Annotated in this window: 16 protein-coding genes and 1 tRNA gene; 6 read left to right on the top strand and 11 right to left on the bottom strand. The window is 43.3% G+C overall.

Annotation, left to right across the window (positions count from 1 at the left end; translation table 11 throughout):
- The first annotated feature begins 41 nt into the window (after positions 1-41).
- The 5 genes from RG47T_RS22120 to RG47T_RS22105 all read left to right on the top strand — a co-directional run bounded on the left by RG47T_RS22120 (position 42) and on the right by RG47T_RS22105 (position 4,947).
- Positions 42-677, top strand: coding sequence for an ABC transporter ATP-binding protein (locus RG47T_RS22120; RefSeq protein WP_074493664.1), 636 nt, complete (start codon positions 42-44; stop codon positions 675-677).
- Between the two features lie 51 nt (positions 678-728).
- The gene (locus RG47T_RS26495; protein WP_216351091.1) at positions 729-1,364 is read left to right on the top strand and encodes a M16 family metallopeptidase; all 636 of its coding nucleotides are present in this window, start codon (positions 729-731) and stop codon (positions 1,362-1,364) included.
- Entirely contained in the window at positions 1,310-3,571 is a 2,262-nt protein-coding gene (locus RG47T_RS22115; RefSeq protein WP_245770830.1) for a M16 family metallopeptidase, read from the top strand. The genes RG47T_RS26495 and RG47T_RS22115 overlap by 55 nt, the downstream gene beginning before the upstream one ends.
- 51 nt (positions 3,572-3,622) lie before the next feature.
- Positions 3,623-4,186: an elongation factor P gene (efp, locus tag RG47T_RS22110; RefSeq protein ID WP_074491836.1), complete on the top strand. Its 564-nt coding sequence runs from the start codon at positions 3,623-3,625 to the stop codon at positions 4,184-4,186.
- Between the two features lie 170 nt (positions 4,187-4,356).
- Positions 4,357-4,947 (top strand): 5-formyltetrahydrofolate cyclo-ligase, encoded by a 591-nt coding sequence (locus tag RG47T_RS22105; protein WP_074491834.1) that lies wholly within the window; start codon positions 4,357-4,359, stop codon positions 4,945-4,947.
- Between the two features lie 10 nt (positions 4,948-4,957).
- Here the strand turns inward: RG47T_RS22105 and RG47T_RS22100 are convergent.
- The 5 genes from RG47T_RS22100 to hisS all read right to left on the bottom strand — a co-directional run bounded on the left by RG47T_RS22100 (position 4,958) and on the right by hisS (position 8,806).
- Positions 4,958-5,030, bottom strand: a tRNA-Thr gene (locus RG47T_RS22100).
- Between the two features lie 96 nt (positions 5,031-5,126).
- Positions 5,127-5,894, bottom strand: a complete 768-nt coding sequence (locus RG47T_RS22095; RefSeq protein ID WP_074491832.1) for an exodeoxyribonuclease III — start codon at positions 5,892-5,894, stop codon at positions 5,127-5,129.
- 82 nt (positions 5,895-5,976) lie between these two features.
- The gene (locus RG47T_RS22090) at positions 5,977-6,705 is read right to left on the bottom strand and encodes a peptidylprolyl isomerase (RefSeq protein ID WP_074491830.1); all 729 of its coding nucleotides are present in this window, start codon (positions 6,703-6,705) and stop codon (positions 5,977-5,979) included.
- Entirely contained in the window at positions 6,702-7,055 is a 354-nt protein-coding gene (locus tag RG47T_RS22085; RefSeq protein WP_074491829.1) for a hypothetical protein, read from the bottom strand. Before RG47T_RS22085 ends, RG47T_RS22090 begins: the two co-directional genes overlap by 4 nt.
- Positions 7,056-7,435: 380 nt before the next feature.
- On the bottom strand, positions 7,436-8,806 hold the full coding sequence (gene hisS / locus RG47T_RS22080) for a histidine--tRNA ligase (protein WP_074491826.1): 1,371 nt from the start codon (positions 8,804-8,806) through the stop codon (positions 7,436-7,438).
- Positions 8,807-9,055: 249 nt separating this feature from the next.
- Here hisS and RG47T_RS22075 point away from each other — a divergent pair, with 249 nt between their 5' ends.
- The gene (locus RG47T_RS22075) at positions 9,056-9,565 is read left to right on the top strand and encodes a GNAT family N-acetyltransferase (protein WP_171972579.1); all 510 of its coding nucleotides are present in this window, start codon (positions 9,056-9,058) and stop codon (positions 9,563-9,565) included.
- A gap of 110 nt (positions 9,566-9,675) precedes the next feature.
- Here the strand turns inward: RG47T_RS22075 and RG47T_RS22070 are convergent, their stop codons facing one another.
- The 6 genes from RG47T_RS22070 to RG47T_RS22045 form a co-directional block, all read right to left on the bottom strand.
- A complete protein-coding gene (locus tag RG47T_RS22070; RefSeq protein WP_074491822.1) occupies positions 9,676-10,110 on the bottom strand; it encodes a low molecular weight protein-tyrosine-phosphatase in 435 nt (144 codons plus the stop codon).
- Positions 10,111-10,197: 87 nt separating this feature from the next.
- Positions 10,198-10,992 (bottom strand): S1/P1 nuclease, encoded by a 795-nt coding sequence (locus tag RG47T_RS22065; RefSeq protein ID WP_074491819.1) that lies wholly within the window; start codon positions 10,990-10,992, stop codon positions 10,198-10,200.
- A 1-nt stretch (position 10,993) separates the two neighbouring features.
- Positions 10,994-11,539 carry a hypothetical protein gene (locus tag RG47T_RS22060; protein WP_083627495.1) on the bottom strand — a complete coding sequence of 182 codons (546 nt, stop codon included), beginning with the start codon at positions 11,537-11,539 and terminating at the stop codon, positions 10,994-10,996.
- Positions 11,540-11,584: 45 nt separating this feature from the next.
- Positions 11,585-12,982 (bottom strand): class II fumarate hydratase, encoded by a 1,398-nt coding sequence (gene fumC / locus RG47T_RS22055; protein ID WP_074491817.1) that lies wholly within the window; start codon positions 12,980-12,982, stop codon positions 11,585-11,587.
- 211 nt (positions 12,983-13,193) lie between these two features.
- Positions 13,194-14,900: a hypothetical protein gene (locus RG47T_RS22050; protein ID WP_074491815.1), complete on the bottom strand. Its 1,707-nt coding sequence runs from the start codon at positions 14,898-14,900 to the stop codon at positions 13,194-13,196.
- A 21-nt stretch (positions 14,901-14,921) separates the two neighbouring features.
- Positions 14,922-15,614, bottom strand: a complete 693-nt coding sequence (locus RG47T_RS22045; RefSeq protein ID WP_083627494.1) for a hypothetical protein — start codon at positions 15,612-15,614, stop codon at positions 14,922-14,924.
- Between the last annotated feature and the right edge of the window lie 400 nt (positions 15,615-16,014).

Genomic DNA, 16,014 nt, shown 5'->3' with positions numbered 1-16,014 from the left:
ATTAATTCCATGAACTATCAACTATGACCAATGAACCCTCCATCACCATTTACCTCAACGATGTAGGCCGGCGTTTTAACCGCGACTGGATCTTTAAGAACATCAACTACACGTTTACATCGGGCAATAGTTATGCTATCCTGGGCTCTAATGGATCAGGCAAATCAACACTGCTGCAAATCCTTAATGGCAGCCTAGGCCCGTCGAAAGGCAAAATAACTTATACTTTTAAAGGCGAAGCAATTGCTACTGAAGCAATTTATGAGCACCTGAGCCTGGCCGCCCCTTACCTGGAACTAATAGAGGACTTTACACTAAATGAAATGATTGATTTTCATTTCAAGTTTAAACCACTGTTACCGGGCACAAGTAAAGCAGATATTATTACCCTGCTTAACTTAAATACCAGTGCCAATAAGCTGATCAAATACTTCTCTTCGGGCATGAAACAACGGCTGAAACTGGCCTTGGCTTTTTGTTCAGACACGGCAATACTAATGCTGGATGAACCTACCTCAAACCTGGATACGCAGGGTATTGACTGGTACCGCGATCTGGTACAGCAATTTGCTGCCGGCAGGTTAACCATCATCTGCTCAAACCAGCTCCACGAATACGATTTTTGCAAACACCAGCTCCACATAGCCGACTATAAAAATCAGCCTGTAACACAGTAAAGATTTGGCCGTCTAATGCTATTATTGTAACATAATATTATCTGCTTTTAAATGAATAAACACGTACTCACCTTAGTGTCGGCTATTGCCATTGCCGGTACCGCATTAGGCCAGGCAAAGCTGGTTGAAAAAGTAACCAAAAAAGGCAACGAAATTGTAATACCTTACGAAAAGTACGTATTACCCAACGGGCTAACGCTTATCCTTGCCGAAGACCACTCGGACCCATTAGTGCATGTGGATGTAACCTACCACGTAGGTTCGGCTCGCGAAGAGATCGGCAAATCGGGCTTTGCCCACTTCTTTGAACACATGATGTTTGAAGGATCTGACGATGCGCCGAAAGGGGTACATGACAAGATTACCATTGGCAATGGCGGTACCAACAATGGTTCTACCAATCGCGACCGCACAAATTATTACGAAACCGTTCCCAATAACTTACTAGAAAACATGATCTGGCTGGAAGCAGACCGGATGGGCTTTTTATTAGGCCAAGTTACACAAGACCGCTTTGAAGTGCAACGCGCCACCGTTAAAAATGAACGCGGCCAAAATTATGATAACCGGCCTTATGGCCTGGCTTCAGAGTATGCCAGTAAAAACCTATACCCTTGTGGCCATCCCTATTCGTGGTTAACAATTGGCTATATCGAAGATTTGAACCGCAGTATGTTAATGACTTAAAGAATTTCTTTTTACGGTGGTACGGCCCAAATAACGCAACCCTTACCATTGGAGGCGATTTTAATCCTGCCACTACATTAAAAATGGTAGAGAAATATTTCGATGCCATCCCGCGTTGCCCCGCAGTACAGCCCGTTAAAGTTGATCCGGTTAGTTTAACCGCCAACAGATATGCATCATACACAGACAATTATGCCAAGTTGCCCATGCTGGTGATCGATTACCCAACCGTACCAGATTATACCAAAGATGTACCCGCGCTTGATTGCCTTGCCGAAATATTAGGGCAGGGTAAAAACTCCATTTTATATCAAAACCTGGTTAAAAAACAACTGGCCTTACAAGCATCAGCATCCAGCCAGGCATCAGAACTGGCCGGAGAGTTTACAATTCGTCTGGTGCCATTGCCAGGCAAAACCCTGGCAGATATGGAGCAGCTTTACATGGCCTCGCTTGATTCGCTCGAGAAACGCGGCGTTACAGATGATGACCTTCAAAAATTTAAAGGCGGTATCGAGTCGGGCTTTATTACCAGCCTGCAAAGTGTATCGGGCAAGGTATCACAATTGGCCGAGTTTCAAACCTACACCGGCAACCCCAATAAAACAGCCGAACTATTAAAAGAGTACACCTCGCTTACCAAGGCAGATGTAATGAACGCTTTTCACAAATACATAAAGGGTAAAGGTGCTGTTGTACTTAGCGTATTAACCAAAGGGCAGGAGCAATTAATTGCCCATGCAGACAATTATAAAATAGACTCTACCCATTACAACAAACCCAACTATGGTTATGCAGGCTTAAAGTACACCAAAGCGGTTGATAATTTTAACCGCCAAACGGCTCCCCCGTTAGGCGCAACGCCGGTTACTAAAGCCCCGCCATTCTATAAAAAAGAGCTGCCATCCGGCGCTAAAATTATCGGCGTGCAAAATACCGAGGTCCCATTAATCACCCTAAACTTAACTGTTCCGGGTGGGCGTTTGTTAGAATCCGGCGATTTAAGCAAAGCGGGTATTACCAGCCTTTTTGCCACCATGATGCAGGAAGATACTAAAAATTACACAGCAGAAAAATTTGGGATCGAGCTACAAAAGCTGGGCAGCAGTATCCGCGTTAGCGGCGATATTGATGGTATTGTATTTTCGGTACAATCGCTCAAAAACAATTTCAGCAAAACCATGGCCTTGCTGCAAGAGCGCTTACTGAATCCGTTGTTTACAGAAGCCGCTTTTAGCCGCGATAAAAAACAAACGCTCGAATCGTTCAAACTTCAAAAATCGCAGCCGGCATCTATCGCCACGGCAGCATTTGCCAAGTTAAACTATGGCGCAACCAATGTTTTAGGCAACCAGGCAACGGGTAGCGAACAAACGGTTAAAAATATCACATTAGCCGATATACAGGCTTACTACAATAATAACATTACTGCAAACGGTGCCAAAGTGGTTGTGGTAGGTGACATTACCGAAGCTGAACTTTTACCCCAACTTGGGTTTTTAAATAAGCTGCCTAAAAAAGCGATCACGCTTACTGCACCGGCACCGGCCATTGCGGTTACCAAAACCAAAATCTATTTAATTGACGTGCCAAAAGCGGCACAAACCGAGTTTAGGGTGGGTTATGGCACCTCTTTAAAATATGACCCAACCGGCGATTATTACAAGTTGTACCTGGCAAACTATCCGCTTGGCGGCGATTTTACCAGTCGTGTTAACACCTACCTGCGCGAAACCAAGGGCTGGACCTACGGTGCAAGTACCCGAGTTTCGGGCGATAAATATTCGACAGATTACTATTTCTCATCCGGCATCCGCGCCAATGCTACCGACAGTGCTTTGGTATCACTGATGAAAGAATTAACCGATTATAGCCAAAACGGGCCAACTGCAGCCGAGATAGCCAACATGAAAAAAGCAATTAGCCAAGGCGATGCCTTGCGCTATGAAACAGGCGCACAAAAAGCCCGTTTTGTTGCCCGGATACTAGACTACAATTTGCCTGCAAATTATGTAGATACCCAAAACCAATTAATTGCCACTATTACTGCAGCACAATTAAAAGCGACAGCTAATACCTGGCTTAAACCCGGGCAAATAAACATTTTGCTGGTGGGCGATAAAGCCGCCATTTTACCCGGCCTGCAAAAACTGGGCTATGATATTATTGAACTAAATACCGAAGGAGACCCGGTTAGCATACAATAACTGCTTGATATTTTGCGGTTAACTGTATAATTTTGTGGTCCAATTTAAATTATGTCAAAAGCATCAGAAATAAAAAGTGGCAATATTCTTCGTTTTAACGGAGAGTTAGTGCAGGTAGAGGAGTTTTTACACCGTACACCAGGTAACCTGCGTGCCTTTTACCAGGCCCGCATGCGTAACGTAAAAAGCGGCAAATTGGTAGAGTACCGTTTCCGTACAGATGAAGAGGTGACCATTGCCCGCGTAGAAACCAGTGATTACCAGTATTTGTATGAAGATGGTAATGACCTGGTAATTATGGACAATGCCACTTACGAGCAGCATAACGTGCCTAAATTTTTATTTGGCAACGGTGTTAAGTTTTTAAAAGAAGGCATGAACGTAGTAGTAGCCTTTGAAAGCGACGAGCCTATTATGGCCAAAGCGCCTGCGTCGGCAGAATTGGAGATTACCTATACAGAGCCCGCCGTTAAGGGAGATACTTCAACAAGTGCGCTAAAATCTGCCACTGTAGAGACAGGGGCAGAGATCCGCGTACCATTATTTATCAATATTGGCGATAAAGTTAAAGTTGATACCGCAACCGGCGCTTATGTTGAGCGTGTAAAAGCGTAATTGATAAGTATTGTGATTTATAAAAGGCCGTCTCATAATTACTTATGAGGCGGTTTTTGTTTATATTAAAAGAATCGTCATTGCGAGGTACGAAGCAATCCCTAATAAGCAGAGCGGCTCTGTAGGTCGGGGATTGCTTCGTACCTCGCAATGACGGATCAAAAACCGTTATGACTAAAGATTCGATCCGTAAGCTATTTATCGAAAAGCGTAACCAACTTTCTGGAGCTGAGTATAACAAGCTATGCCTACAGCTACTTCTGCAATTTCAACAGTTGAATCTTACGGGCATCAAATGCCTGCACATGTTTTTGCCTATCCACAAACGAAGGGAGCCGGATACTTTGCTAATTCGCGATTGGTTGAAAGCTAATTATCCTGAAATCAAAATCGTATACCCTAAAACCAACTTTGCCGACTATACTATGCAAAGCTTTGTTGACGATGAAGATTTAATACTCGAAAATAATGGCTTTGATATTCCCGAACCTAGCAGCGGTAACAAGGTAGAGCCAATTGAAATTGATTTGATTTTGATCCCGCTATTAGCTTTTGATAAGGCTGGCTACCGGGTTGGTTATGGTAAGGGTTTTTATGATCGTTTTATGATTAACTGCAAGCCAGGTACGCAGTTTGTTGGGCTATCATTGTTTGAACCTGTTGATGAAATTAACGATTTAAACGAGTTCGACATCAAAATGCACCAATGCATTACACCTGCTAGTATCTATAATTTTAATATAATGGGAGAGATTAGGTGAGAATAAAAAGAGCCTCCTATCGGGATCGAACCAATGACCTACTGATTACAAGTCAGTTGCTCTACCAGCTGAGCTAAGGAGGCTTTTATACTTTTCAATAAAAATTTGCGTATAGCTTAAACACAGCCCTCGCAAACGGATGGCAAAAATATAAAAAATCGCATCTAACTGAAATTTTTTTACAAATCCAATTCCAACATCACAGGGCAATGGTCAGAGTGCCGTGCTTCGGGCAGTATGGCAGCCCTTTTAATGTGGCTTTCCAGTGGCTTGGTAACCATGTTGTAATCGATACGCCAGCCGAGGTTCTTAGCTCTTGAATTAGCCCTGAAACTCCACCAGCTGTAATTATGCGGTTCGGGATTTAAATGGCGGAAAGTATCTATAAAACCAGATTCAACTAATTTATCCATCCAGGCACGTTCTTCGGGCAAAAAGCCGGATGAATTGGCGTTTGCTTTTGGGTTGTGGATATCGATAGGTTTATGGCAAATGTTATAATCGCCACACACCACCAGCTTAGGGTAAGCCTCTTTTACCTGACTAAGGTACGCACCAAATTCATCCAGAAAACGGTATTTAAAAACCTGGCGCTCATCACCACTCGAGCCTGATGGGAAATAAACACTCATTACTGACAGTTCCTCAAAATCAACCCGGATACAGCGGCCTTCCCGGTCAAAATCGCTGATCCCGCAACCATACTCCACATGTTTGGGCGAATGTTTGGTAAATATTGCTGTGCCGCTATAGCCTTTCTTTTCGGCCGGGTACCAGTAATGCTGATAGCCCAAAGCCTCTACCAGGTGCAAGTCGGTCAGCACATCGGGCGTAGCCTTAATTTCCTGTAAACAAACCACGTCAGCGTCGGTAGCCTGTAACCAGGCCAGCCAGTCTTTACTAATGGCAGAACGAATGCCGTTTACGTTATAAGTAATGATTTTCATAATGAGATCACGAAGTGCGCTATTTGAATCCAATTACACGAATTAGTGACATTCGATTGCATTCGTGTAATTAATGCTTATTTTATTTAACAGCCGCCTCACTCTGCGGCAACGATGCTGATGGCGCAATTAGCTTATCCATTTGCTTACATTCTCTTTTGCTGAGCAGGATAACCGTCATCGGTACATTGTCCAGCGGGCGGTCTTTCGCATCTTTTTTTACGGCAGCAATACGGTCAACCATGTCAATGCCGCTTACCACTTCGCCGTATACGGTGTAGTTTTGGTCGAGGTGAGGTACGCCGCCAACAGTTTTGTACCACTCGCGCTGCCATACCGGGATTTTGCGCCCCTTTAGGCGGGTGTTCTCCAATGTGTCTAGCTTGCCATCAGTCCAGCGTTTGCCTTCTACAATATAAAACTGGCAGGCGCTTGAAGCCTTGGCCGGGTTATCATCCCGTGCAGCGGCCAGCACACCTCGTTTATGAAACAGGCTGTCCCTAAACTCTGCCGGTACGGTATATTTTAAATCGCCGTCGCCCAGCTCCTGGCCGGCTTTTGCCGTTTTAGAATCCGGATCACCCCCCTGGATCATAAAGTTTTGAATCACCCGGTGAAATAGCGTGCCGTTATAAAACCCTTGCTTAGCCAGCTTAATAAAGTTGTCGCGGTGCAAAGGCGTTGTGTTGTATAGGCGAATAATTACCTCGCCATAGCTGGTTGTAATACGCACATACTGGTTTTTAGGCCCCTTGGCAAAACCTGTGGCAGCTACAAAAAGCAATAAAATTAAAAGTATGTGTTTCTTCATATTTCATTATTTTCCATATCGTCAAAATAATCAATTACTAATGATTTCATCAGCATCTCCTGCTCCATCATGGCATAATTTGGTATCACATTTACCAGTTTCCAGTGTGGCCAGCCATCCTGGTCTAAAGCTTCGAGTTCGTAAAAACCCATCTTGCTCAGCAGCTTGCAGGTGGCAATATGCATCAGTTCTTCCTTTTGCCTTTTGCTAAATTTCTTAGGGCCCTGGCCCAGTTCCTGCACGCCAATTAAAAACAACATTACCTTAATATCGGGGATATCGGTATCAAAGTCTTCAGAAATGCGTTTTTGCAGTTCGGCCCATCTTTTATTGGTTTCAGCAGGTGTCATAGTTTGCAAATATACGTCGCTGCCGATAGTTTATTTGTTTCCATTATGACAGATTTATCGTCTCACTAAACAATTGCAACATGCCGATGTATAATTGATATGCGTAAGTTACTCATCCTGTTTGCCTTTACATTGTTGATAATTGCTTGCATATACCGCATGTAGAAGTTGAAGGGCGGTTTTTGGAAGCGTTGTTGGGAAATATATAGTTCCCCAATATGCCATGCCTACCACAGTTTTGGAACCGGCGGTAGCGAAGGAGTTTAATTCGTTATGTCATTCTGAACGATAGTGAAGAATCTTCTCAAACGTGCATAGCGGCTATACAGGGCGAAGAAGATCCTTCACTATCGTTCAGGATGACAAATATTTTACAGCCTTTACCTAACTTTTGCTAAAATCTGATTAGTGGTTAATTTCTCCTGCTCACCAGTGGCCATGTTTTTAAAAGTTAAATGCCCGCTTTCTATTTCATCGCTGCCAATTACAATTACGTAGGGGATGTTCTTATTATTAGCGTAGTCGAATTGTTTCTTGATTTTGGTACCCGATGGGTAAAGTTCGGCATTCACACCTTCGGCACGGAGGTGCTGCAACAGGGGCAAACCGTAGATCTCACCACCCTTATCAAACGTACAAATCAATACTTTGGTGGTTTGGTTGCTGCCTTCGGGGAATAGATTTAATTCCTCTAAAACGTCGTAGATCCGGTCGGCACCGAAAGAGATGCCGGCACCGGTTAAGCCTTTAAGGCCGAACATGCCTGTCAGGTCGTCATAACGGCCGCCGCCGCCAATGCTGCCCATAGCGGCTTCATTAGTTTTTACCTCGAAGATAGCTCCCGTATAATAATTTAGTCCGCGGGCCAAGGTAATATCCAGCTCTAAAGTGGCGCGGTGCAGTTTGCAATTGTTAATGTATTCGAAGATCTCTTCCAGTTCATGGCAGCCTTTTAAGCCGATTGCAGAATCAGCCAATACGGTGCGGAGCTTGTGCAGCTTTTCGTAATTGGTGCCTTCTAATAAAATGATCGGCTCTAGTTTATCTATGTCTTCCTGTACAAAGCCTTTAGTCAGGAGTTCATTCACTACACCGTTCAGGCCGATCTTATCCAGCTTATCAATAGCCACGGTCATGTCGATAATCAGCTCGGGCTTACCGATAATTTCGGCTATGCCCGAGAGTATTTTACGGTTATTGATCTTGATGGTAAAATCCTTTAACCCTAAGTTAGACAGGGCTTCGTCATAGATCATGATAAACTCGGCCTCGTTCAATAACGAATCAGACCCCACCACATCGGCATCGCACTGGTAAAACTCGCGGTAACGCCCTTTCTGAGGTCGGTCGGCACGCCAAACCGGTTGCACCTGGAAACGTTTGAAAGGCATCGTGACCTCATTCTGGTGCATTACTACGTAACGGGCAAAGGGAACGGTTAGATCATAACGGAGGGCTTTTTCTGAGATGGAAGAAGTCAGTTGATTGGAGTTCCGGGCTGTTAATGCCGGTTCATCTGCTTTATTTAAATAATCGCCGCTATTCAAAACCTTAAAAATTAGCTTATCACCTTCATCGCCATACTTACCGGTAAGGGTTGATAAATTCTCCATGGTAGGCGTTTCTATCTGTTGGTAACCATACTTGCGGAACACACTTTTAATGGTATCGAAGATATAATTACGCTTCACCATTTCGGCGGGCGAGAAGTCACGGGTTCCTTTGGGTACAGATGGTTTAATAGCGGCCATTCGGCAAAGGTAAAAAATTGGTATAGTAATCGGGTAAATGTTTGAGATAGGTTTGTTGGCGATGTGTAATATAGGCTGCATCTCCTTAATGTCCCCTCATTGGCAATGCTTTATAAGGAGTATAAATTGCAGAAAGTTAAAAAGATATGAGTACACGGTTGTATATTCGAGAAGCACTAATCCTATCTCCGCAATTTTTTTGCGCAAATAAAGGTATTTAGTAGGTTAATGCTGTTTCTATATGCTAACATGAAAACTATTTTACAAACCCCCAGAGTGCTGGTTCGCCAGTTTGCCGAAGACGAGATAGACCTCCTGCTTACCATGAACGCAGATGAGCGCATTGCCCGCTACATTACCCGCCGTACCGTAGATGAAACCCGCGATCTTTTTGCCCAAATGCTAATAGATTATAAAAACACACCTGAGTTGGGAAGATGGGCGCTATTTAACCTGGAGGATAATGATTTTATAGGCATGTGCATGCTGCTGGATGCCCGGCCAGGCTTAAGCGGTATAGAAATTGGCTACAGCCTTAATTATAAATACTGGGGTATGGGTTTGGCCACCGAAGTGGTACGCGCCACGGCCGATTACGGTTTAAACACACTGAACTTAAAAGATATATGTGCCATTACCAATATCGATAATGCTTTATCGCAAAGGGTATTATTGAAAACAGGCTTTAAACCAAGCGGTACAGCCGTTATAAATTACAGGCTTTTACCGCTATTCGTCAAAACAAAAGGCGATCAATGATCGCCTTCAATGTTTAATATCTTTGAAGCGGCATCGAAATATCACCTCCGCCCTGCTGGCCTGCTTTACAAATCGAAGAAGATTCTTCCTTCGTCAGAATGACAAGTTTTTTATATTATGTGCTTGATAAATTCTTTACACCCATTCTCAACTAAATCAAATACCGGCTCAAACAGCTTATCGTCAAAGTAAGGATCAGGCACTTCTTTGTCGCCCAATAATAGTTTCACTTTCTGTTTAGCTTGTACATTAGGTGCTAGTGCCAACACATCAGCAAGGTTGTTTTTATCCATCACCAGGATGTGGTCAAACTCATCAAAATCCGAGACGTTAAACTGGCGGCAAACCTGTTTACTGATATCAACACCACGCTCGCGGGCCACACGGGTGGATCTGCGATCTGGCCCTTGCCCTACATGCCAGTTACCGGTACCTGCAGAATCTATCTGCCAGTCGAGGTGCTGTTCATCGGCCAGATGCTGCATAATGCCTTCTGCCAGCGGCGAACGGCATATATTACCCAGGCAAACCATTAGGATTTTCATATTTTTAGATGTGCAGATTACAAATGTGCAGATATGCAGATGGAATTAATCATTCGCACATCTGCATATTCGCACATTTGCACATTATTAAGCAAATATTTGGTTCAATAAACCGGCTAAATGTACACCAGCTTTAAGTAACTGTTCGTTTACAACCGAGATATATTTAAAATTATATTTGTAGTTCAGGGTATCTTCCGGCTTTACATCATTGTATATCTTATCAGCCAAAGTGCTCGAATCATAGATCCATTTACTAACCGGCTCTTTTTGCCACGCTGCACGCTGTACTGTTGTGGTATGGTTTATCATGGTGGCATACTCAGTATAGCTTAATTGCTGAAAGTCTATCAGCTTACTATCCCAAACCGAGTGCAGGTTGGTAGGTTCGTTAAACCAGTTCACTTTAATATCGTTACCTCCTTTATCTGTAGTGTGTCCGGTATGCAGCGGCTGGTGAATATCCTCTACAATATGGATCACCATACGCAGGTAAAGCAGCTTATTTTCTTTGCTCAGGTCTTTCTTTTTCAACTCGCCAATCATAAACTCCAGCTTGGTATAAGCATCGGTATTTTTGTCGGTATGCAAAAAGGCAACCATTTCATCATAGGTATATGGCTTATCAAAATCAATAAAATGCCAGGTATACAGATAGCTGAATGATGGGTCTGACTTAATAAAATCGGCCCAGTTACTGGTAATAGCAACAGACTCGTTACCTAAAATTTCCTGCACCGCTTTGTGCGCTTTTGGGCTCAGGTAGCTATCTGCTATTTGCCCCGCTATACGGTGGCCTTGTGTACCCCATGCCACGACTTGCGCGGGGGCATAAAGCAAGGCAGCGCCAAGGATTATCTTTTTCAGAAAATTAATTTTCATATTATAATGCTTTTGGATTACAGGTATTCTTTTTCTCTAAATGGATGGTAAATGGCGTAACGCTGGCTGTACTTGTAAATTGATAAGCTGCGCCAGTTTTTTTTACGATCTTAAAATGCTCGTCATAATACCCCGACCGGAAACAGCCGCCCTCGTTTTTATACTGATAGTTGGCCGTACAAAACAAGCCTTGCAAACGCAGGGTATCGTGGCGTAGCACATAAGCACCTTTAGCATACTCGGCCCAGTGGCCGGCGCGCATGCAGGTATCATCGCCATAGTTAACCTTGCTAAAGGTTTTTATTTGCACAAAAAACGAATCGCAGTCAAACTTATAATGATACAGGGTATAGCTTACCAGTTTCTTTTGCAAAGCTGTTGTATCCTGCTGCCAATCACCTTGTAAGGCCTCAACCCCTTTGCCTTGCAATGCCGGGTTAAAAGTACAGGCAGGTAGTAGCAGACATAAAGTTGCAATCAGCAGTAAAGATGCCTTCGATAAAAAGACGAAAGAGCAAGGACGAAAGATGGTGGTGTGTTTAACCATAAAATAAAAAAGTCCTCCCCTGAAGGGGAGGATTTAGGTGCGCTTTTATTTTAAACTTCCAATCATTTCTTCTGGGCGTACCCATTGGTCAAACTGCTCGTTGGTTAACAAGCCAAGGCCAACAGCCGCTTCGCGTAATGATTTGTTTTCTTTTAGTGCTGTTTTGGCAATTTTAGCTGCGTTTTCATAACCAATATGCGGGTTAAGCGCAGTTACCAGCATCAATGAATTTTCGAGGTGTTTTTTAATCCCGTCGTAGTTTGGCTCAATACCAATGGCGCAATGGTCTGTAAATGACACACAGGCATCGCCAATTAAACGTGCCGATTGCAGGAAGTTTGCTGCCATTAAGGGTTTAAACACGTTCAGTTCGTAATGGCCGTTAGAGCCGCCGATAGAGATAGATACATCATTACCCATTACTTGTGCTGCTACCATAGTGACGGCCTCGTTTTGGGTTGGGTTAACCTTACCCGGCATAATTGACGAACCCGGCTCATTATCCGGAATATGAATTTCGCCGATACCAGAGCGCGGGCCCGAAGCCAGCATACGGATGTCATTAGCTATTTTCATTAATGAAACCGCTATTTGCTTTAGTGCACCGTGTGTTTCCACAATGGCGTCATGGGCAGCAAGGGCTTCAAATTTATTTTCGGCAGTAATAAATGGCAGGCCGGTAAACTGAGCAATGTATTCGGCAACTTTTACATCATAACCTTGCGGGGTGTTAATGCCTGTACCAACAGCTGTACCGCCAAGGGCAAGTTCGCTCAAGTGATCTAACGTGTTTCTTAATGCTTTTAAACCGTGGTTTAATTGTGATACATAGCCTGAAAACTCCTGGCCCAGTGTTAGCGGCGTAGCATCCATGAGGTGGGTACGGCCAATTTTCACAACACTTTTAAATGCCTCAGATTTTTCTTTCAGCGCATCGCGCAATTTTTCAACCCCGGGGATGGTAGTTTCCATCACTACTTTGTATGCCGCAATGTGCATCGCAGTAGGGTAGGTGTCGTTTGATGATTGCGATTTATTGACATCATCATTCGGGTGGATGAAGGTTTTGCCTTCGCCCAGTTTATTACCTTGCAATACGTGACTGCGATTGGCAACCACCTCGTTCACGTTCATGTTTGATTGCGTTCCCGAACCTGTTTGCCAGATCACCAGCGGAAATTCGGCATCCAACGCGCCGGTTAAAATTTCGTCGCAAACGGCAGCAATTAAGTCGCGTTTTTCGGCAGGTAATACGCCCAGGTCTGTATTGGTATAGGCAGCGGCCTTTTTTAAATAAGCAAATGCCTCTATAATTTCTTTGGGCATAGATGCCGCCGGGCCAATTTTAAAATTGTTGCGGGAACGCTCGGTTTGTGCGCCCCAGTATTTATCGGCAGGTACTTGTACCTCGCCCATGGTATCGTGTTCAATTCTGAAACTCATGATTGATAGATTTTTGCGAGGGCAAAGTTAGTGTTTTAGCATCAAGAGCCAAGAACAAGAAACAAGAGTTTTTGGTAACGATTTTAAGGGTTATGATCGAATTTCGAATCCGGTAATACTTACAATTTGTCGCCAATTTATTTTAAACCCACAAAAAAGCCGGGGAAAAATCACTAACCCCGGCTGATTATTATTACTAATCTGAAAATCTTTACCCGCAACTAGTTAACGTAAATAAGGTATTGATGTTAAGCGTTTGGCTAGGAGCATCATATACTGCAGTACCAGATAAACCTGTACTACTTGGGATTTGGGGGTTTGATGTTCTATCTACCTTAAAGCTACCCGACGAAAAACTTCTGCCGTTATAAACAGTACCCAGGGTATAAGTATGACCGCTAATTAATTTTACATCCACTATTCCATTAACCATATGCACATTGGCAGTTATAACTGCAGTTGGATCTGTAACATCTTTTAAAACCAGCCAAGCGGTTGGGTAAGCCACAATTTGCTTGCTTGTACATTTTGCCACCAGGTTAATGTGAGATTTTATTAAATCGGGGATTAAAGGGGCAGTCATGGAAACCGGGATTGAACTTGTACTGCATGGATTAAATAAAGCAGACTCTGATATTTTGGATGTAGGATCGCCGCGTCGCGAATAAATTACCATTTTAACATTACCAAGGTTGGCAGGGACAACCGGTAATGTTGCCATAAACCCATTGTACAACGTAACCGTATGCGACCAGGAATTATCTGTATATAGGCCGCCTAAATACTGATCATTGGCTGTTGCTAAAAACAGTTCATAGCCATCAAGGCCTAAACCTGTTGGCAGGCCCGATATCTTAACAGTAACACTCAGGCTCGAGCCGCAAGCCGTACCATACCAGTCTACATTCCATGCAGAAAGGTGGCTTACCGAAAATACAATGGCCAAACTGCCATCTGCATTTTTTATAACCTTTGCTGTTGCCTCATAGGTCCATTGGCCCGAATCTTCATCCAGGCTCCAAATCGGGATTACATCACCAACTTTTACCAAAACACCTGTTAAAGGGTTAATTAGTTTAGGATTGATCCCCATGTTAACCGTTACCGGTTTAGAAAAGCTTTTTACTGCTGTGCCGCTCGTGCCACCGGCAAGCATCCTTATTGAAACCAAACCAGCGGTTACAAATGTAGCGCCCTTTGGTATGGCGCTGCCATCGGGGCCGATAATGTTTGATGGGTTAAAGCCCCCGGGGAAAGCATTATAAGCATCTTGTGTGGTTGTACCTAAATGCACAATGTTTGATACCAGCGAGTTTGCATTAATTACAGATCCGTTTTTATCTTTTACCTGTGTGCCCGCTGCAATTGTAATAGTACAAGCCTCGGTTGGTGCTGTTGCAGGTATATTTAATGTTTGTAAGCCGGATGTACCACCCGTTAAGGCTGTTGTGGTTACCAAAACAGAGGTACCGGCAGGAGGGCGCGCATATTCTATCAATGGTACTACAGTATTTATCGCGGCGGTATCGCTCGTTATATTTATGGTACTTACCACCGAAAGAAAGCCTGCCGGGGCAGCCGTTATTGTAAATTTAACCGGTGTTGCCACAGAAGGGGTTGCCGTACGGATAAGGCTTAGCGGCAGTAATCCATTATAAGCTGTAAAAATAGTGGTAGCGCCGTCCTCAGCTTGTACAACCTTCAATGGGTCTGTAATTGTAACCGCCATTTTAGCCGGTATAGCAGTCCCTCTAGGATTAGCGTTTACATATTCTATCAGTGTTGGCGACTTGGATAATGCATCGGTCTTAATAATTAATTCCAATCCCTCAGTAGGTTTTTTACAGGCATATATAACCAGCGATAAAAGTACCGCGAAGCACATGGCAGATAAAGCGGGTTTAAATATTTTTTTCATTTGTGCGATTTTAAGGGTTCGCTAATTAATTTTGAAATTGAAATTAACCTGTAAAACAGGTAGCCAACGATAACTTTTTAAGTTGCTATTTACCTGGGGTTCCAGCTTATAGTTGTCTGACAGAAGCTTGGTGCCAATAATGGTTGATTTGGGCTGGCTTAAATAATAAGTGCCCACATCGAAGTTTATGTTAAACATTTGGGATGGAAAGCTGGGTAAAAAACCAAATCCTAAATAAGGTGCAATCCCTTTCCAGCTTACATCAATATTTAAATCACCCATTTCGGCGGCGCTAATATTGTAATTCGCAACCTTGTAAGTACCGGTTGGTATAACACCCACTTTACCTTGTGCCTTATATAAATAGGCAGCGCCACCTACTACACGCAACCATGGCAGGTTTTCAGACGGGATATAATCTGCCAGCAAATGCACGTTGTAAAATTTGGCGCTAACATCAGTGTTTGATTTAAAGCCACCGATAGAAAACACATTATTGGCGCTAGCCGGCAAAAAACTGCCACCTATCCTTGCAGATAGGGTTTCTGAAAAGCCATAACGCCCTTCGAGCCCAACGCCCTGAGAGCCTATAAGCACCTGGCCACCCATAGCACCAATATTTGATTGGTCGCTCAACAGCTGGGCCTGCGCTCTTTCGTGTGCAAGGGTTGTTAATAAAGTAATAATAAATAAGACAAGGAGAGGTCGTTTCATAGTTCCCAATATTAAATATTCAATAAACTATATTTTGTTTAGTATAGCGTCTCCACAGAATATATTATGAAGATGTTCTTAAGGTGTAAAACAAATGACTCGGATAAAATTTATCGTCGCACTTGCTGCAGACGGAGAATCTGGACTCCCAATCCAGGATGATGCACTGCCGGGACCGTATTGCTAAAATAGCATTAATTTTTGGTTATAAAAAATATTTTTGCATAAAATCTCGTAAATACTTACAATATTATTATATGTGAGATGGTTTTATTTTTAAACTTACTTCTCAGGAACTGGGTTTTACATTTATTTAATGTTGTTTTAATCCACACACAGTATATTAAGCCACAATGTTAAGCCTGGATACCTTTATTAAAAAAATATTTTTTCACCCCAA

Origin of the sequence: Mucilaginibacter polytrichastri, from assembly GCF_001911425.1 — a bacterium.
In the GTDB taxonomy this organism is placed as follows: domain Bacteria; phylum Bacteroidota; class Bacteroidia; order Sphingobacteriales; family Sphingobacteriaceae; genus Mucilaginibacter; species Mucilaginibacter polytrichastri.
This window is presented reverse-complemented; position numbering and strand designations above follow the sequence as displayed.